Source organism: Endoryza foliicola, from assembly GCF_050589245.1.
Taxonomy (GTDB): Bacteria; Bacteroidota; Bacteroidia; order Chitinophagales; family Chitinophagaceae; genus Endoryza; species Endoryza foliicola.
This window is the reverse complement of sequence record NZ_JBOBEW010000001.1, coordinates 163358-182223: the sequence shown is the minus strand read 5'-3', so window position 1 is coordinate 182223 and position 18866 is coordinate 163358. Positions and strand designations below refer to the sequence as shown.

General features: G+C 41.4%; 18 protein-coding genes. 14 read left to right on the top strand and 4 right to left on the bottom strand.

Annotated features, from left to right (window positions below):
- The first annotated feature begins 26 nt into the window (after positions 1-26).
- From ACQ2HE_RS00745 to nhaD, 3 genes are all read left to right on the top strand, one after another.
- Positions 27-1553 (top strand): GH3 auxin-responsive promoter family protein, encoded by a 1527-nt coding sequence (locus ACQ2HE_RS00745; protein ID WP_430895508.1) that lies wholly within the window; start codon positions 27-29, stop codon positions 1551-1553.
- Positions 1554-1588: 35 nt separating this feature from the next.
- A complete protein-coding gene (fabG, locus tag ACQ2HE_RS00740) occupies positions 1589-2344 on the top strand; it encodes a 3-oxoacyl-[acyl-carrier-protein] reductase (protein WP_430895510.1) in 756 nt (251 codons plus the stop codon).
- A 69-nt stretch (positions 2345-2413) separates the two neighbouring features.
- Positions 2414-3691 (top strand): sodium:proton antiporter NhaD, encoded by a 1278-nt coding sequence (gene nhaD / locus ACQ2HE_RS00735; RefSeq protein WP_430895512.1) that lies wholly within the window; start codon positions 2414-2416, stop codon positions 3689-3691.
- A 2-nt stretch (positions 3692-3693) separates the two neighbouring features.
- On the opposite strand, the gene ACQ2HE_RS00730 is transcribed toward nhaD, so the two are convergent.
- Together ACQ2HE_RS00730 and paaZ are read right to left on the bottom strand one after the other, a co-directional pair.
- On the bottom strand, positions 3694-4452 hold the full coding sequence (locus ACQ2HE_RS00730; RefSeq protein WP_430895514.1) for an enoyl-CoA hydratase/isomerase family protein: 759 nt from the start codon (positions 4450-4452) through the stop codon (positions 3694-3696).
- A gap of 235 nt (positions 4453-4687) precedes the next feature.
- A complete protein-coding gene (paaZ, locus tag ACQ2HE_RS00725) occupies positions 4688-6739 on the bottom strand; it encodes a phenylacetic acid degradation bifunctional protein PaaZ (RefSeq protein ID WP_430895516.1) in 2052 nt (683 codons plus the stop codon).
- A 166-nt stretch (positions 6740-6905) separates the two neighbouring features.
- Here paaZ and ACQ2HE_RS00720 point away from each other — a divergent pair, with 166 nt between their 5' ends.
- Genes ACQ2HE_RS00720 through ACQ2HE_RS00705 form a run of 4 tightly spaced genes read left to right on the top strand, consistent with a single transcriptional unit; the run spans position 6906 to position 9545 of the window.
- Complete coding sequence (locus ACQ2HE_RS00720) at positions 6906-7997, top strand: PepSY-associated TM helix domain-containing protein (protein ID WP_430895518.1); 1092 nt, start codon at positions 6906-6908, stop codon at positions 7995-7997.
- 28 nt (positions 7998-8025) lie between these two features.
- Positions 8026-8295 (top strand): YHS domain-containing protein, encoded by a 270-nt coding sequence (locus ACQ2HE_RS00715; RefSeq protein ID WP_430895520.1) that lies wholly within the window; start codon positions 8026-8028, stop codon positions 8293-8295.
- Positions 8296-8329: 34 nt separating this feature from the next.
- The gene (locus ACQ2HE_RS00710) at positions 8330-9067 is read left to right on the top strand and encodes a superoxide dismutase (RefSeq protein WP_430895522.1); all 738 of its coding nucleotides are present in this window, start codon (positions 8330-8332) and stop codon (positions 9065-9067) included.
- A gap of 10 nt (positions 9068-9077) precedes the next feature.
- On the top strand, positions 9078-9545 hold the full coding sequence (locus ACQ2HE_RS00705; RefSeq protein ID WP_430895525.1) for a viral A-type inclusion protein: 468 nt from the start codon (positions 9078-9080) through the stop codon (positions 9543-9545).
- A 51-nt stretch (positions 9546-9596) separates the two neighbouring features.
- Here the strand turns inward: ACQ2HE_RS00705 and ACQ2HE_RS00700 are convergent, their stop codons facing one another.
- Entirely contained in the window at positions 9597-10172 is a 576-nt protein-coding gene (locus ACQ2HE_RS00700; RefSeq protein ID WP_430895527.1) for an adenylate kinase, read from the bottom strand.
- 174 nt (positions 10173-10346) lie between these two features.
- Between ACQ2HE_RS00700 and msrB the strand changes: the two genes are divergently transcribed.
- A complete protein-coding gene (gene msrB, locus ACQ2HE_RS00695; protein WP_430895529.1) occupies positions 10347-10931 on the top strand; it encodes a peptide-methionine (R)-S-oxide reductase MsrB in 585 nt (194 codons plus the stop codon).
- Positions 10932-10975: 44 nt separating this feature from the next.
- Here msrB and ACQ2HE_RS00690 read toward each other — a convergent pair whose 3' ends face one another.
- Entirely contained in the window at positions 10976-11890 is a 915-nt protein-coding gene (locus ACQ2HE_RS00690; RefSeq protein ID WP_430895531.1) for a DMT family transporter, read from the bottom strand.
- Positions 11891-11947: 57 nt separating this feature from the next.
- Here ACQ2HE_RS00690 and rlmD point away from each other — a divergent pair, with 57 nt between their 5' ends.
- The 6 genes from rlmD to ACQ2HE_RS00660 all read left to right on the top strand — a co-directional run bounded on the left by rlmD (position 11948) and on the right by ACQ2HE_RS00660 (position 18847).
- Complete coding sequence (rlmD, locus tag ACQ2HE_RS00685) at positions 11948-13357, top strand: 23S rRNA (uracil(1939)-C(5))-methyltransferase RlmD (protein ID WP_430895533.1); 1410 nt, start codon at positions 11948-11950, stop codon at positions 13355-13357.
- Between the two features lie 12 nt (positions 13358-13369).
- A complete protein-coding gene (locus ACQ2HE_RS00680) occupies positions 13370-14005 on the top strand; it encodes a rhomboid family intramembrane serine protease (protein ID WP_430895535.1) in 636 nt (211 codons plus the stop codon).
- 46 nt (positions 14006-14051) lie between these two features.
- Positions 14052-14975 carry a rhomboid family intramembrane serine protease gene (locus tag ACQ2HE_RS00675; RefSeq protein WP_430895537.1) on the top strand — a complete coding sequence of 308 codons (924 nt, stop codon included), beginning with the start codon at positions 14052-14054 and terminating at the stop codon, positions 14973-14975.
- 3 nt (positions 14976-14978) lie between these two features.
- Entirely contained in the window at positions 14979-16121 is a 1143-nt protein-coding gene (locus tag ACQ2HE_RS00670; protein WP_430895539.1) for an endonuclease/exonuclease/phosphatase family protein, read from the top strand.
- 149 nt (positions 16122-16270) lie between these two features.
- Positions 16271-17773 carry a cysteine--tRNA ligase gene (gene cysS, locus ACQ2HE_RS00665; protein ID WP_430895541.1) on the top strand — a complete coding sequence of 501 codons (1503 nt, stop codon included), beginning with the start codon at positions 16271-16273 and terminating at the stop codon, positions 17771-17773.
- Between the two features lie 114 nt (positions 17774-17887).
- A complete protein-coding gene (locus tag ACQ2HE_RS00660) occupies positions 17888-18847 on the top strand; it encodes a fasciclin domain-containing protein (protein WP_430895543.1) in 960 nt (319 codons plus the stop codon).
- The last annotated feature ends 19 nt before the right edge of the window (positions 18848-18866 follow it).

The following is an 18866-nucleotide window of genomic DNA, read 5'->3' as shown; positions in this document are numbered from 1 at the left end:
GGGATAACTTTCTTATTTTGCTACCAATGAAGTTTCTATCGCCTGCCATATCATCCCTTGCACGTCTTCGCCTCTGGCGAATTGACGGCTGGAAAAGCCATCCCATCACGGCACAGCGAGAAGTGCTTCAAAACTTGGTCACAGCGGCCCAGTATACAGAGTTTGGTCGCAAATACCAATTCAACAAGCTGTTCAATATTCGTTCCTTCAAGCAGGCTGTGCCCATTCATGAGTATGAAGACATGAAGCCGTATATCGATCGGATCATGAATGGAGAGCAGAACGTGCTCTGGAATACGCCCGTAACTTGGTTCGCTAAAAGTAGCGGCACTACCAGTTCTAAGAGTAAATTCATTCCGGTAACGGACGAGAGTTTGGAAGATTGCCATTACAAAGCAGCCAAAGACGTACTTTCCTTATACTATGTTTTCAATCCCGAATCCGATTTGCTAACCGGCAAAGGATTGGTGATTGGAGGCAGTCATACCATCAATCCATTAAATGAAGACGCGAATTATGGCGATTTAAGTGCCGTTTTGCTTCAAAACTCTCCATTCTGGGGACACTGGATTCGCACTCCGGATCTTAGTATTGCACTGATGGATGAATGGGAGTCGAAAATTGAAAAATTAGCAGAGAGTACGATCAAGGAAAATGTCACTTCAATATCGGGAGTGCCTACTTGGACCTTGATTCTATTCAGAAGAATATTAGAGCTAACCGGAAAATCGACCATTTCGGAAGTATGGCCCTCACTTGAATTGTATATGCATGGTGGTGTTTCCTTCACCCCATACAAACAACAATTTGATGAGTTAATTGGGAAGAAGATCAATTACCTGGAAATGTACAATGCCAGCGAAGGCTTCTTCGCTGCACAAGATATACCCGGTAATGACGGCATGTTGCTGTTTACCGATCACGGTATTTTTATGGAGTTCATGCCGGTAGAAGAATATGGAAAAGAGAATCCAAAAACCATTGGCCTCGGCGATGTAGAACTAGGGAAGCATTACGCGCCTGTAATTAGCACCAATGGTGGGTTATGGCGTTATCTATTAGGCGACACTATTGAATTCACGAGTTTAGCGCCGTTTAGGATAAAAGTAAGTGGCCGACTCAAACACTATATCAATGCCTTTGGAGAAGAGCTGATGGTTGCGAATGCCGACAAAGCCATTGCTGAAGCTTGTGAAGCCACAGGAGCCATTGTGAACGATTATACGGCAGCTCCCGTTTATTTCGGGGAAACAGGGAATGGTGCCCATGAATGGTTGATTGAGTTTGAGCGTGCACCAGACAATTTGGAAACCTTTACCATGCATTTAGATGCTTCTTTGAAAGCCGTTAACTCAGATTATGAAGCCAAGCGTCACAAAAGCATTGCTTTGGGCCTACCTATAGTGCATGCAATCAATAAAGGGGTTTTCACGCAGTGGTTGAAAACAAGAGGAAAGCTAGGCGGGCAACACAAAGTGCCTCGTTTATCGAATAACAGGGTATATGTAGAAGAAATCAAAGAGATTGGCGCGAACGTATTTAAAATTCAATAGCATAGAGTATTTTTGCGCTTCCAAAACAAATCAACATGAAATTATTAGAAGGAAAAGTAGCGATCGTTACCGGTGCGGCAAGAGGTATTGGAGAAGCCATTGCTATAAAGTTTGCAGAACAAGGAGCAGCTGTTGCTTTTACATATGTAAGTGAATCAAGTGCCCCTAAAGCGGCAGCTTTGGAAGAGAAGTTGAAAGGCCTAGGGGTGAAAGCAAAAGCATATAGAAGCAATGCAGGTGTTTTTGCAGATTGCGAAGCTTTTGTAAACGATGTGTTGAAAGAATTCGGCACAATTGACATTTGTGTGAACAATGCAGGTATTTCAAAAGATAACTTGTTGTTGCGTTTAACTCCTGATCAATGGACAGACGTTATTAATACCAACTTGAACAGTGTGTTCTATATGACCAAGCTTGTAATTAAACCAATGATGAAAGCTCGTTTTGGTTCAATTATAAACATGAGCTCTATTATTGGCGAAACAGGTAATGCCGGACAAAGCGTTTATGCTGCCAGTAAAGCAGGTGTAATTGGCTTTACTAAAAGTGTTGCGAAAGAATTGGGAAGTAGAAACATTCGTTGCAATGCCATTGCTCCCGGTTTTGTTGAAACGGATATGACTTCTTATTTGCAAGAAGGCGGCAATGCTGAAACCTATTTGAAAAATATTCCTTTGGGGAAATTTGCCAAAGCGGAAGATATTGCGAATGCAACTTTATTCCTTGCGTCGGAAATGGGCGCCTACGTTACCGGTCAAACCATTAGTGTTTGCGGTGGCTTGAATATCTAAGAAGGATCAACAAATTGATAGTAAATGCCTTCTCTAAAAGAAGGCATTTTAATTTTAAAGTGAGAACTTATGGTAACCTTATTAATTGTAGTGTTTTGCTTGGGGTATGCTGCGATAGCATTTGAGCATGTGATTCGACTTAATAAGGCAGCCACTGCATTGATAACAGGTGTTCTTTGTTGGACGATCTATGTTACCATGTCGAATGAAACTGATCTTGTTAATCATCATTTAGAATCACATTTGGGCAGCATTGCCGGCATCTTGTTTTTCCTTCTCGGCGCCATGACCATTGTTGAATTGATTGATTCACATGAAGGATTTGAAATCATTACTCAACGAATTCGAAACATAAGTGCAAAGAAGTTGTTGTGGACCGTAAGCTTGTTGGCATTTTTTCTTAGTGCCATTCTCGACAACTTGACTACGGCAATTGTGATGGTATCTCTTGTTAGGAAATTGGTGGGCGATTCCAAAAAGCGCTTGTTGCTATGCGGAATGATTGTAATTGCCGCTAATGCAGGAGGAGCTTGGTCGCCTATTGGAGACGTTACAACAACGATGTTATGGATCGGTGGACAACTTACAACATCCTCAATTGTAATACATTTATTCATTCCTTCTTTGATCTCATTGTTGGTTCCTTTATTCTTGGTGGGCTCTCAATTTCAGGGTCCTGCTCTTGAAGCGCCGATATCCGAAACTTCTAATGCAACGCCTATTTCGAATCGAGATCGTTCTATCGTTTTTTATAGTGGATTGGGTATTCTTATACTGGTGCCGGTTTTTAAAACCTTCACGCATTTACCTCCCTATATGGGTATGTTGCTTGGTTTGGGAATAATTTGGGTGATCACTGAAATACTTCACGCGGGAAAAAGTAGTGAGGATAAAAACTTCTTCAGCGTGGTATACGCCATTCGAAAAGCGGATACCCCGAGCATCTTATTTTTTCTCGGCATTCTTTTGATGGTAGCAGTATTGGAAACAACCGGTGTGCTTGTAGCTGCGGCAGAGGGTTTACAATCTTCTATCGGCAACAATACTATTATCGTTGGATTGATTGGATTGTTTTCGGCAGTAGTGGACAACGTGCCACTGGTAGCCGCTTCAATGGGAATGTATTCGCTTGATCAATTCCATGTTGACCATAACTTTTGGCTATTCCTCGCATATTGTACCGGAACAGGGGGCAGTATTTTGATCATAGGATCTGCAGCCGGTGTTGCAGCCATGGGAATTGAAAAGATTGAATTTGGATGGTATTTGAAAAAGATCGCATGGATTGCTTTAATCGGGTATTTGGCCGGTATAGCAACTTTTTTGTTATTGAATGGCTTAGTGTAGTACTAAGCCTTTTTAAACTTCTGAATCGCGGCTCTGGTAAATTCACTTAAAACCAAACTGCCACTAATTGCGGCTCTCTCAAAAAGCAGGTGCTCCCAATGCTCGGTACCTTCCCATTGTATTTTTTTCAATGCGGCCATGGCATCCGGATTATAATTCATCAATTGAAGAGTCAGTTTGTTCACAGCATCGTCCAATACCTCTGCCGTACTATATAAATCAGTAAACAAGCCTCTTTCTTTTGCCCAAGTAGCAGAACGCCAATTGCCGGCGTCAATTGATAATTCACAAAAGGCAGCTTTGCCGATTTTTCTTTCTACAGCGGGTCCAACTACAAATGGACCGATGCCTACTGCTAATTCGCTGAGCTTCACTGATGCCGTATCAAGTGCAATGGCATAGTCAGCGGCAGCGGCAATACCCACACCTCCTCCAACACATTTGCCTTGAATACGAGCAATTACAAATTTTGAACTGGTACGAATGGCATTGATCACATGCGCAAAGCCACTGAAAAATTTCTTTCCTTGTTCTTCTGTTTCTATGGCAATCAACTCGTCGAAGCTAGCACCTGCGCAAAAAGCTTTCTCGCCTGCAGATCTCAATACAATCACTCGAATATTGTGATCTTTTCCGGCTTCTACAATTGCATGCGATAATTCTTCCAGAATAGCTGCAGGTAAAGAATTGCTTTGAGGATGATAAAACTCAATTTGAGCGATATGATTGTCAACAGTTGTTTTTACGTAAGCAGTATTCATTGCTGTTAATGATTTAAAATTGCGAAACTGTTTTATTTAGCTAAGTTTCTTGTATAATTTTTTTTCGCTTTGTCTCTTGTCGTATTCAGCCTTGTGCTAACTCAAAAGCTGCTGTCTTAATCTACAAATGAACGATTTGCACATTTTTGTAATCAACTTTCAGATAGTAAAGAATGAGCGAGCGCTTTGTCGGACTTACAGTACTACATTACTCCGAGTCCTCGAGCCTCCGTGTTTATTCTCCCTTCTTTTGAACCATCGTTAAAATGGTGGCGACCCCTACAATCGGATCATCTGTTGTGTCCATCATTTCAACATACCATTTTACAATGCCTTTGGAAAGATCTGTTGCTTCTTTTTTATCGGAAGGCAATTTTTCTTTGCAAGTAAAGCGAATATAAATAGATGCTCCGGGATAAACCGGTTTGGTGAATCGAAGTTCATCTATTCCATAGTTTAATAGAACCGGATTCTTTTCATAGCTGTCTACGAACAGACCTGCCGCAATGCTCATGATAAAATATCCATGTGCCACTTGTTGTTCGAACATAGTGCCCTTGAAATCAGTATCCGTTAGGTGTGCGTAGAAATGATCTCCGCTTAAATCGGCAAAACGAGTGATGTCTTCACTTGTAATTACTCGTTTATCGGTGATGATCTGATCACCAATTTGTAATTCTTCGAAATACTTTTTAAAAGGATGTTTTCCGGGATCAATTCCAGGTGCGTGTGGTTGATGCACTTGAGTAATGGCTCTTATCATGGCCGGAGAACCTTGTATGGCCGTTCTTTGCATATAATGTTTCACACCTCTTAATCCTCCCATTTCTTCTCCACCCCCGGCTCTTCCCGGTCCGCCGTGCACCAATAGTGGCAAGGGAGAACCATGACCGGTACTTTCTTTTGCACACTCATCGTTCAATACTAAAACGCGTCCGTGATGAGTAGCTGCTTCAATGGTATACTGCGCTGCATGCGAAGGGTTTCCGGTTACAATGGTTGTAACCAATGACCCTTTGCCTTTCTTACTCAATACGATCGCCTCTTCTAAAGTTTTATAAGGCATCAATGTGCTCACCGGACCAAATGCTTCTACTTCATGAACTGCTTCTGTTTCAAAAGGGCGTTCGTTAAGTAATAGTAGTGGCGATAAGAAAGCGCCTTTTGTACTGTCGGCATCTACTACCGATACACTATCGAGTGAGCCATAGATCAATTGAGATGCTGCTAACAATTTTTGGACCTGTGCCAGTACTTCTTTCCGCTGTTGTTCTCCGGCAAGCGAACCCATTCTCACTTTTTCATTCAATGGGTTTCCAATTACTGTTTGAGCCAGGGATTTTTTTAGGTCTTCTGCAACCGCTTCTAATTTACTATCAGGAACCAATATCCGACGAACACCGGTACATCTTTGACCGGCTTTCAAGGTCATTTCTTTTCTGATCTCCTTTATAAAAACATTCCAATTCTCAGAGCCGGGCTCTACATCCGGTGCTAAAACAATACAATTCAAACTGTCGGCTTCCATGGTGAAGGAAGTGTTCTCTCGTAAAATATTCGGATTCGATTTCAAGAGCAATCCGGTGCTGGCACTTCCTGTAAACGTTACTACGTCTTGTGAGGTTACATGATCCAATAGATCGCCGGCACTGCCACATATCAGTTGCAATGCGCCTTCCGGTAATATTTTAGAAGCGATCATCTCTTGAACTACAGCATTTGTAAGATAGCTGGTAACGGTGGCAGGCTTTACGATACAAGGCATACCGGCCAATAAGTTAACAGCAATTTTCTCTAACATTCCCCATACAGGAAAATTAAAAGCGTTGATATGAATGGCCACTCCTTCTTTCGGTGTAAGAATATGGGTGCCCATAAAAGTATTGCCCTTGCTTAGGTTGTGAGCTTCACCGTCAATACAAAAGGGTGTGTCTGGAAAGCGTCTTCTTAATGATGCGTTGGCAAATAGGTTTCCAATGCCGCCTTCAATGTCTACCCAGCTATCGGCTTTTGTAGCACCTGTTTGATAACTAATATCATAAAACTTTGGTAAGTGTTCGCGCAAATGAATCGCCATTGCTTTCAACATCCGTCCTCTTTCATGGAAACTCATTTTTCGCAAAGCGGGGTTTCCCTTGGTACGCGCATACTGAGCAATGTCGTAAAATCTTAAACCTTTTGTTGAAGCCGAAGCGATGGCTTCGCCGGTAACGGCATTGAATAAGGGTTGGCCTGTATCATCAGCTTTGATCCAGGAACCAAATACGTAATTTTCCAATTGATACATAACAAGCAAGCAAATATTGATCAAAGTTAGAAAATAAAAACTAGGGGAACGTAGATTTTATGTCCCGTCAACTTTAACCCAGTTTGCACCTATTAAAAACGTAAAATATCTGTGTCATGTGTTTTATTTCTTGGTAATTTCATCGCGTTAATACACCAACAGCCACATGTCAAAATTTTACAGAAAGCTATACGCGGTCCATAAATGGGCCGGCTTGATATCAGGTATTTTCATCTTGTTATTTTCGATCACCGGAACCTTATTGGTTTTTGGTGAAGAATTAGATGAGGGACTGAATGAAGAATGGAGAGAAATTCAACAGAAAGGCGATCATATTTTATCGCTGGATAGTATGTATAAAATTGCATTGGCAAAGTTTCCGGACGCCACAGCCATTTCTTGGGTCAATCCGGAAAGTGCCGATGGGCATGAAACCTATGAGTTTCGGGCATACACCAATGACGGCAATGTATGGACTTATGATCTGGGAGTGGTTTCGATGAATCCTTATACCGGAGAAGTGTATAGAGCGGGTAAGTTGAATACGCTTGAGGGTGGACTGATGAATTGGATCTATCAATTTCATTTCAGTTTTCAAATGGGTATTCCGGGAGCGCTTTTTACCGGATTGTTTGGAATCAGTTTGGTAATATCAGCATTAACCGGCCTACTCATTTATCGCAAACACCTTCTTCGTGCTCTTTTGTTTCGATTGCCACTTCGTAAAAGGAGTTTTCGAATTCTGAATTCCAATTGGCATCGAACAATTGGTGTATGGTCTTCATTGATCGCCATTATCATTTTCTTTACCGGATTTTGGTTGAATCTTTTTGTATATGAAAAAGAGACATGGGAGAAAAACAAACATGCTGTAAAAGGACATGTTGACTACTCTGGTAAATTCGATTCTTTGTACAAAGCCGTACTTAAAGAATACCCCGGATTTGAAGCCATGGCGGTTCGAATGCCAACTCAAAAGGGCAAGCAGGTGATGATTCACGGCGACTTGCCCGAAGATGGTTTCTTCTTCAAAGGGGAGAATCAGTTTGCTTTCGACCCTGTTACAGGTGCTTTGCATCACAAGCACTTATTAGGAGATATGTCGGCTGGCGAAAAGCTCGATGCATTGGCATTTCCTTTGCATACTGGTCGTTTTGGTCCTGAATGGATAAAAGTACTGTACGTTATCTTTGGACTCTGTCCGGGATTACTTTCTATTACAGGTTTTATATTGTGGAAACGTAAATATGTAAACTGATCTGTGTTAATTTATAAAAGCGATTTATATGAAACGTTTGATTATTGGTTTTTCACTTGTTCTTTCACTTGCAGCATGCAGTGAACAAAAACCTGCTTCCGATAAAGTGAGTACTGAACCTACTGCCGCTCCTACTGCACAAGTAAAGTTGGCGAATGAAAAAGATCCTTCTTGCGGAATGGCCATTAGCCCCGATGCAAAGGATACTGCTCATTATAAAGGGAAAGTGTATGGTTTTTGCTCCGAGTCTTGCAAAAATGAATTTGTTAAAGACCCGGCCGCCTACGTGAAAGAATAAAATATTGGACTAGCTTTACTTAAAATTCGAACTCATGAGTCATCAATCATCAAGCAATAGAAGAGATTTTTTGAAGAGTGCTACATTGGCCGGAGCGGCCGTTACCATTTTGCCGTCTTGGGCAAAAGGGTATTCGCCACTCATTGCAGATCCAATTGGATATACGCAACAGGCATTGCCTTATGCTTATACTGCACTCGAGCCAATTATTGATGCCATGACCATGGAAATCCACTATACCAAACATGCCGCTGCTTATACCAAGAACTTGACGGATGCAGTAACGGCAGAGAAGGTAGATGTGAAACAAGTAAGTTTAGAAGGACTACTCTCTAAGATATCCGGCTTTAGTGCTAAAATGCGCAACAATGCCGGTGGTCATTACAATCATGAACTGTTCTGGAAATCAATGAAAGCCCCCGTTGCTTCTAATGCACCTTCAGGTAAACTAGCAGCAGCAATACAAAAGGATTTCAACTCCTTTGATGCTTTCAAAACGCAATTCACAGATGCAGGTAAAAACCGCTTCGGTAGCGGTTGGGCATGGTTGGTACTCACCAACGATAAAAAGCTGGTAGTAAGTTCTACTCCAAATCAAGACAATCCATTAATGGACGTTGCAGATGTAAAGGGCTATCCTGTTTTAGGATTAGACGTGTGGGAACACGCGTATTATTTAAAGTATCAAAATCGTCGCCCCGATTACATCAACGCCTGGTGGAATGTAGTAAACTGGGATTTTGTTGCACAACGTGTGGAAGGACTTCTCTAAATTTTTTACTATGAAAAAGACATTCTTCTTTTTAGCAATAATGGCATTTGCCGTTTTATCGTGCAAACCATCCGCAAAGCCCGAAGAACAGAGAACAAACGGTTTCTCCGATGTTCCTAAAACAAAACAAGATTCATTGCTTAAAGAAGTAATGGACGGCCACGATGTAGGTATGGCCAAAATGAGTAAGATCACAAAACTCTTAAGTGATATTCGTACTCAATTAGATAGCTTGGCAAAAGTTCCCAAAAATAAAGTGGACAATAGCTATTTGCTAGCTTTAACCCAAGCACAAGAAGAATTGAATTCTGCTGAAAACAGTATGAATATGTGGATGGAAAAGTTCAGTATGGATAGTTTAGAGAATGATATTCCTAAACGCATTCAATATTTGGAAGGAGAGAAGTCGACCGTAGAAGCGGTTAAGAAGAGAATATTAGAGTCAATCAGTAAAGCCGATTCTTTATTGAAGAAATAAAAAAGTAAAGCCGCTTCATTTGAAGCGGCTTTTTTATGGAATCTAAAATTCTTACATTCTTTTATCAATTTCGCTGCTCAAAGCTGCGAAGATCTCATCAATGGTTCCTTCGCCTTTTACCAGTTCAACTTTGTTGTACTGACGGTAATAGTCGGCCACTGCCATTGTTTTCTTTTCGTATTCTTCAATTCTAGAACGAATAACCGCTTCATTGGTATCGTCACTTCTTCCGGAAGTTTTTCCGCGATTCAACAAACGAACCACGAGTTCTTCTTTACCTACTTGCAAAGCCAGTACAACATTGATTGCGCTGTTTTTGCTGGCGAGTAATTTGTCGAGTGCTTCAGCTTGAGCGGTGGTGCGAGGAAAACCATCGAACAAAAATCCTTTTGCTTGAGGATTGTTTTCCAAGGCAACATTGATCATTTCAATAACTACCTCATCAGGAACCAATTGACCTTTGTCCATCAGACTTTTAGCTGCCAATCCAAGCGGAGTTTGAGCTGCAATCTCACTTCTCAAAATATCACCGGTGCTTAAATGCTTTAATCCGTAACGAGCAATTAGTTTTTCCGACTGCGTGCCCTTCCCACTTCCCGGAGGGCCAAATAAGATTAAATTGAACATTTGCTTGCTTATCTTAGTGTATGGACAAATATAAAGGATAGAACCAAATAAATTGCCATTAAATTTGGTCTCTCTTGGCCCTCAAACAATATGTTAAGATTGCCTGTATGTCGGTTTTCCGACAATCCCAACGAACCCTTACTTCGTAAATTTGTTATGAATAAGAACACACGTATGAAAAGACAGATTTCAATACTGCTAATGGCTTTATTATCATTGGGTTTGCAGCATTGCACACAAGCCCAACAGCCCGTAGCAAAAACGACAAAAGCAACTATGGACACAAAAAAAGATAGTTCTGTTTATTCCAGAACAGACACTAGTAAAGTAAACCTCACCGAGGAACAATGGAAGAAAATTCTACCTTCTGATGTGTACTATATCGCACGTCAAAAAGGGACTGAAAGACCTTGGACCAGTAAGTTTGAAAAATTCGATGAAGTAGGCACCTATTACTGCGCAGCTTGTGGTAATGCCCTTTTCAAGAGCAATACAAAGTTCGACAGCGGTTGCGGATGGCCGAGCTTCTATGAACCTATTACAAAGGGAAGCATCGTGTACCAACCCGATAATTCTCATGGTATGTCGAGAACAGAAACCTTGTGCGGTCGTTGTGGCGCGCATTTAGGACACGTTTTTGAAGACGGTCCACCTCCAACCGGATTGCGCTACTGTATTAACGGTGTAGTGCTCGATTTTGAGAAAGCGAAAGAAGCCGAGAAAAAATACAATGAATCAAAGCCAAAGTCTGGCGAATAAGCTATAAGGTGAAAAACCAGTGTTGCCCGAAAATCAGGAAGCCCCTATTCCTTTTTTTCGGGCATCTTGTTTTTAAAAAGGGAGAGAATGACTCCGCTTAGTATTACTAATAGAATTCCGATAGAAGCGATCCATCCTGGATTGGGATCGCCTAACACAATTCCCACCATCAACCCAAATACAATATTGCTGTATCCGATGGCTGCTACAATACCTGCTTTATCGTTGGAGTAGGCCAGCGTCACAAAGTATTGACCCAAGAGGGCGCTGATCCCCATGCCTGCCAAATACCAAAGACTGTCCGAGCTGATTGTTGGAAACTCCGGAAAGAAAAAATGATCCGTGGCAACCCATCCGGTGGCTCCTATACACATCCCTAACAAAGGAAGTACGATGCCACTCACTAAAAAGGACAGTACTATGATTCGGGTATCGTAGTATTTATTCAGCGACCCGATTGACAAATAGGCCATGGCAGAAAACAATCCATGAAGTAATCCAATAGCATGGTATTGCCAATTGAAATCGATATCGGGTCGATAGATCAACAAAACCCCGATAAATCCCAACACAATACAAACCCAACTAATGCTATTCAATTTTTCTTTCAAGAACCAACCTCCAATCAATGCGATGTAGAAAGTATTGATAGAGTTGTACGTCATTGCTGCCCCAATGGTTAGATGTAAAATATTGAAAAGCAGTGTGTAGAGGGCAAAACTGCCCATGATGCCGCGGAACAGTAGCAAGCCAAATCGACCGCCACTTTGTTTTACAGGTTTTATGAGAAAGGAGGGTAGAAGGGCTAGCAATCCAACCATGTTTCTGAAAAAAACCAATTGAGCGGCATCATAATGAGGTTTGAGAACCTTTGCAAACCCGCTCATAACAGCAAAGGCAGCAGCGGCTAACAGCATGAAATAGATGCCTTTATAAGAAGTTCGGGGGTTTTGGTTCATGAAGAACAAAGGTAGTATACCTGCCTCAAGTACAAGCGGATGGGTTATATTTGTAAGGTGAAAAGAAAAAAGAAAAATGTGGTGCTTCCCGCCATTCGAGTGGAAGATCACGCCGGCGAAGGACGTTGTTTGGCCAGAGTAGATGGCAAAGTGATTTTTATTGAAGACGCCGTTCCCGGAGACCTAGTAGATGTTCGCATCTCTAAGAGCAAGAAAGATTGGGCCGAAGGCAAAGCAATACATTTCCATGAAATGTCGAAAGATCGTGTGCAGCCTTTCTGTACACATTTTGGTGTTTGTGGTGGTTGCCAGTGGCAAATGCTTCCTTACAACAAACAACTTGAATACAAGCAAAAGCAAGTATTCGATGTGTTGCACCGAATTGGAAGAGTACCACTCCCCGAAATAATGCCCATTGTAGGGGCCGATAACGATCGTTACTACAGAAATAAAATTGAATACACTTTTGGCAACAAACGATACCTCTCCGCTGCAGAGTTGAATGATCCCAATGTATCGTCTTATTCCGATGTGGGTGGATTCCATGTGAGAGGGTTCTTCGATAAGGTTGTAGACATTGATACTTGTCATTTACAAGCAGAACCTACCAATGAAATTCGCAAAGCAGTGAAGAAATGGGCGATCGACCATCAGTGGCCTTTTTACGATATCCGCATGCACACCGGGTTTTTAAGAACCATGCAAGTGCGTTTGTGTAGATCGGGCGAGTTAATGGTGAATGTAGTAGTGGCCGAGAATAAACCGGATCAGCTTAAACCTTTATTGGATCACTTAGTAGCGAACTTTCCTCAAATCACTACTTTGTTGTATACCATCAATACCAAGGCGAATGACAGTTTATATGATTTAGAACCGATTGTGTACCACGGGAAGGGGTATGCGATGGAGACGCTGGAAGATTTTCGATTCAAAATCGGTCCTAAATCGTTCTTTCAAACCAATACCGCTCAGGCTGAAAAACTGTATCAAGTAACCCGTGATTTTGCCGAATTGTCAGGAACGGAAACGGTATATGATTTGTACTGTGGAACAGGAAGTATTGGCATTTTTGTGAGTAAGGGAGCTGCCAAAATCATTGGAGTAGAAACCATTAAAGAGGCTATCGACGATGCAAAGGAAAATGCTGCTTTGAACGAACTAACGAATACGAGCTTTTATGCCGGTGATGTAATTGACATATGTGACGATGCTTTCTTCGCTCTGGAAGGAAAACCGGATGTGATCATTACAGACCCTCCAAGAGCAGGAATGCATGAGAAATTGGTGCAAAAGCTATTAGACATGGAAGCTCCGCGCATTGTATACGTAAGTTGCAATGTGGCCACACAAGCTCGTGACTTAAATTTATTGGGAGCAAAATATGAGGTCACCAAAATTCAACCGGTTGATATGTTTCCACATACCCTTCATATTGAGAATGTGGCGCAACTGATTCTTAGAAAATAGAAAAGATCACCTATGTATTACAGACCCGGAAATAGAATGACGCCAGTTGTAAAAGGCCTAATCATTGCGAATGTCATTGTTTGGATTCTTCAAATCTATTTCGCTAAGATTGGATTCAACCTGGAAGAATATGGCGCATTATGGACCTTCCAAACCGGCAATTTCAAGGTTTGGCAACTTGTAACCCATATGTTCATGCATGATACAGGTAACCCTGAGATGGGGAATATAGATATCATGCACATCTTGTTCAATATGATTGCTTTGTTCATTTTTGGACATCATTTGGAAGATCGGTGGGGATCCAAGCGATTTCTGGAGTTTTATATGATCTGTGGTCTTGGTGCTGCTGCGGCAGAACTGATAATTGGCCAAGCCTATGCCGTTGTGGGAGCATCGGGCGCTATTATGGGATTGATGGCCGCATTTGCTTATTTATTTCCAAATACTGAGATGTTTATTGGGTTTATTCCTTTCCCAATAAAAATGAAATACATAGCAATAGGCACTATTTTGATTGATTTGTTTGGTGGATTGGATTCTAGTAATAACGACCATATCGCGCACTGGGCGCACTTGGGTGGTGCGCTTGTAGGTCTGGTATTGGTAATTTATTCCAATAGAACTAACCGTAAAACCTTTTATTAATCAACCTGTTTGAGTTTTAGTTGTTAATTCAATAAATAAAGATCTTATGCGTGAACGAAGTTCAAAACCTTTGTTTGGAGAGTCCGGAAATTCCTTGATTTTATTGATTGCCATTCTGGCCATCGTGTTCTGCCTGTTCAAATTCTTACAGCTGGTGTATACTGTAGACAAAGAAAATACAGACGCGGCCATCCAGCATTACCGCTTAACGGTATTCAATAAAATGATTCTACCAGCCCGATTGGAAGCCTTCTTATCCCAAGTTTGGTCCTTCTTTACTTATATGTTCTTTGAATTCGATGTGTTTAGCCTTATCAGTAATTTGATTTGGTTGTGGGTATTTGGATTCATTCTTCAAGACTTGTCGGGAAATCGTTCCATCTTCCCCATTTTTATATACAGCAGTTTAGTAGGCGCCGCCATTTTCTTGATTACAATGAACCTGGTACCCGCTTTCAAACCCTATTCCGGCGGATCCTATTTGCTCGGTGCTTCTACCGGTGTTATGGGAATTGCAGTTGCTACAACTGTACTGGCGCCTAATTATAGATTGTTTCCTATGATCTTAGGAGGAATCCCGCTTTGGGTGATCACCGTTATTTTTGTGTTGATTGACTTTGCGCGCGTAGCCGATCAAATAATGCAAGGCACCCATATTTCTCAGTTGGCTGCCGCAGCTTTTGGTTTCATCTATATGAATCAATGGAAAAAAGGCAACGACTGGGGAAATGGAATGAACCGATTTTTCAATTGGTTCGGAAATTTATTTACTCCTCCTAAACCCGCTAAGGAAACCTTTCGCGGGGCATATTTCTATGATACTGAAAAAACCCCTTTTAAAAAAGTGCCTAATTTAACACAGCAAAGAATTGATGCCATTCTAGATAAGATTGGTAAAGAAGGATACAACAGACTATCAGATGAAGAGAAAGAGATATTAAAAAGAGCTGCCAACGACGATTCACTTTAAACTATGTCAACAGCTCTACGCAAAATATCATCACGTATAGCCATCGGTTTTACCATAGCCGTATGTTTGAGTTTTGTGATATCAGTATTACAAGTGTACCTCGATCCTAGATCATGGTGGGTTCTTACTTTTTTCGGATTGATATTTCCGGTTCTTTCGATCGTTGTTTTTATTCTTTTTGTCAGTTGGGTGTTGGCAAAATCCCGCTGGGCACTACTTCCGCTGGCTTCTCTAATACTCGCCATCCCCAATATTCGCAACAGTTGGGGTTTTCATTTTTCATCCAACTTCGATAAAGAAGTAAAAGAGAAGAACAGCATCCGCGTCTTGTCGTGGAACGTAAGTTGGTTCGATGGGCAAAAAAAGACAGATGCTTCAAAGAAATCTTCCGGCAAACAGATTTTCGATTATATAAAGGAGCAATCGCCTGAAATTCTTTGTCTTCAAGAATTTCTCAACAACGATTACCGAGAGGAAGTGAATAGTACGCTGGAAAAACTGGAGGCGATGGGTTTTCGATATCATTACTATGTGCCCGATTACATCATTCGCAAAGGAAATACAGACGCCGGATCTGCCATTTTCAGCAAACTTCCAATTGTAAACAATGGGAATATTCAATACAACGGATCTCTGGAAAAGAGGTCTGCAGAACATTTGCTTTTTGCCGACATCAAGATTCCCTCCGGCGATACTATTCGTGTTTTTACCACCCACTTGCAGTCTTTTCTGTTAAAAGCGAACGATTACCGCGATTTGGAGATCATTCGCAATGCCGATGACAGTCTTTTAAGCGCTTCAAAATCGATTCTGAGAAAGCTCAAAGCGGGATACCTATCAAGAGCCAATCAAGCAGAAATTGTAAGAGCAACAATGAAAGAGAGCCCCTATCCGGAATTGATTACCGGCGATTTTAATGATGTTCCCAACTCTTACGCCTATTTTACTATCAAGGGAAGTAGAACCGATGCTTTTTTAGCCCGTTCTTGGGGACTGGGACGTACTTTCAACAATGTATCTCCTACGCTTCGAATCGATTATATCATTACCAATCCAGGTTTTCAAGTTTTGTATTACCGTTGTGAGAAACTACCCTATTCCGACCATTTCCCCGTTTTGGCTGATTTGCGCTGGATTCAGCCATAAAAATTGCTATCTTCGTCCTATGGCAAAGCACCCCTCTATATGCTGCTCTTGTTGTTGTTCCGATTTAACAGGAACCATTTAATTTTGTCGAAACCTACGACAAACGAAATTTCAACTCTAATTCAAGTCAGGATTGCAAACATAAATTCATGAGTCAGTTAAAAGTTTATAATTCATATACGCGTCAGAAAGAAGTATTTAATTCAATTACGCCGGGGCATGTGGGTATGTATGTGTGCGGACCCACCGTTAGTGGCGAAAGCCATTTAGGTCATGCGCGACCTTTTATTACATTCGACGTAGTGTATCGTTATCTGCAATTTTTGGGAAATAAGGTTCGCTATGTGAGAAACATTACCGATGCCGGACACTTTGAAGAAGAGGGAAGAGAAGCCGAAGATAAAATTTCGAAAAAAGCCGTTTTGGAAAAGCTCGAGCCAATGGAATTGGTGCAGAAATACACCAATCTGTTTCATTGGGCAATGAAGCAATTCAATAACCTGGAGCCATCAATTGAACCCACTGCAACCGGTCATATTGTAGAGCAAATTGAGATGATCAAAACCATCATCAAGGAAGGCTATGCATACGAAGTAAATGGATCGGTTTATTTTGACGTGAAGAAATATGCCGAAAGCTATCCATATGGAAAGTTGAGCGGTAGGGTAGTGGAAGATTTATTGGAAACTACGCGCGATTTGGAAGGGCAAGACGAGAAGCGCAACAAACAAGATTTTGCATTGTGGAAATCGGCCGCTCCTGAACATATCATGCGTTGGAACAGTCCTTGGGGCGTTGGTTTCCCGGGATGGCATATTGAGTGCTCTGCAATGAGTAGCAAGTATCTTGGAACAGAATTCGATATTCACGGTGGTGGAATGGATTTGATGTTTCCGCATCATGAGAGTGAAATAGCTCAAAGCTCTATTTGCCATGGAGGCCATGTGCCTGCCCGTTACTGGTTACACAATAACATGATTACCATCAATGGTAAGAAGATGGGTAAGAGTTATAACAATGTAATCAAGTTAACGGAATTGTTCAGTGGTCAGCATCCATTGTTGGAACAAGCGTATGCACCCATGACCATTCGTTTCTTTATTCTGCAAACTCATTATAGAAGTACCCTCGATTTCAGCAATGAAGCCTTACAAGCCGCAGAAAAAGGAATGAAGCGTTTGTGGGAATCCTATGAATCATTGAAGAAATTAGCACAAACGCATTCCGGCGATCAGGAGGGCTCCGATAACGCCTTGGTGGCCAAAGTAACCAAGCTAATGGAGGAAATGGATGAATCCATGAATGACGACTTGAATACAGCCAAAGTATTGGCAAGTATGTTCGAGTTGGCTCCAGTAATTAATTCTGTAAAGGATAATCATATTTCGATTAGCGCCATTGGTACAAAAACAATTTCATTGCTTTCTTCGAAGTTCAAGGCATATTTAGAAGACATCTTTGGTCTTAAGGCAGAGAAAGCACAAGACGATAACAAACTGAATGGTGTGTTGGAGCTGCTGATAAATATTAGAAAAGATGCTAAAGCGAAGAAGGACTATGTAACTTCCGACAAGATCAGAAATCAACTACAGCAACTGGGTATTTTGTTAAAAGACGATAAAGACGGAACGGTAACGGTAAGTTTTGAGTAAACAATTCGCTCCTCATTAGCAACCGTTCACTCCAAATTATAAGCCTTCGGGTGGGTACTTCGTAACCTCCGAAGGCTTTTTTGTGTAGTAATAAGTCATAAAAACACATGACTTATGACACAAAACAGTTTGCTGCGATTCAGAAAACTATCCCTTATTTTTTTCGCATTCATTCTTACTGCGGTATCATGCTCTAAAATGCCTCCCGGTGGAGATGATGAGAAAAAAACCATCTTCCAACGCATTGCATCTGATGGTCGTTTCACCATCTTAACAGCAGCGGTGAACAAAGCAGGTTTAACCACTGCATTAAATAGCAAAAAAAACAATCTTACTTTATTCGCTCCAACGGATGATGCGTTTAGAAGTGCCGGATTGGGAGATCCAAAAGTATTAGCAGAAATTGACGAGCAAGCCTTAAAAAATATTCTTCTTTACCATGTATTAGGTTCTGAAGTAAAATCAAGAGACATTCCTCAAGCAGCCAACACTGCTGTAACCACACTTGCGAATAGCAGCATCTTTGTTACAAAAACAGCCAATTCAAGAGTGTTTGTGAATGGAATCAGTGTTATCCAGAGAGATCTTGATTGCGTAAATGGTGTGATTCATGCATTGGGTGGTGTATTGCTTCCTGCTTCTGGAAACATTGTTGCAACGGCACAGTCGAATCCTGATTTATCATTCCTAGTGGAGGCAGTATTAAGAGCCAGTCAAGGTTCTACCAACGTAGCTGCAGTGTTGAGTAGCGCGGGTCCATTCACTGTATTTGCACCTACCAATAAAGCGTTTCAGGATGCCGGTTTCCCAACCATTCAATCTATTCAAGCCGCAGATCCTAACACACTTACCAAAATTCTTACCTATCACGTAATTGCAGCACGTGTGTTCTCTTCCGATTTAGTGAACAATAGTACGCCGGCAACCGTAAACGGAGGAACAGTAAAAATTTTACTTAGCTCCGGTGCGCAAGTGAAAGGCAATTCTAATACAGTTCCTTCTAATATCATTAAAACAAACATTCTTACAACCAACGGTGTAGTTCATGTAATTGACCGCGTGTTGTTGCCTTAATTTTTTAACTATTAAATGA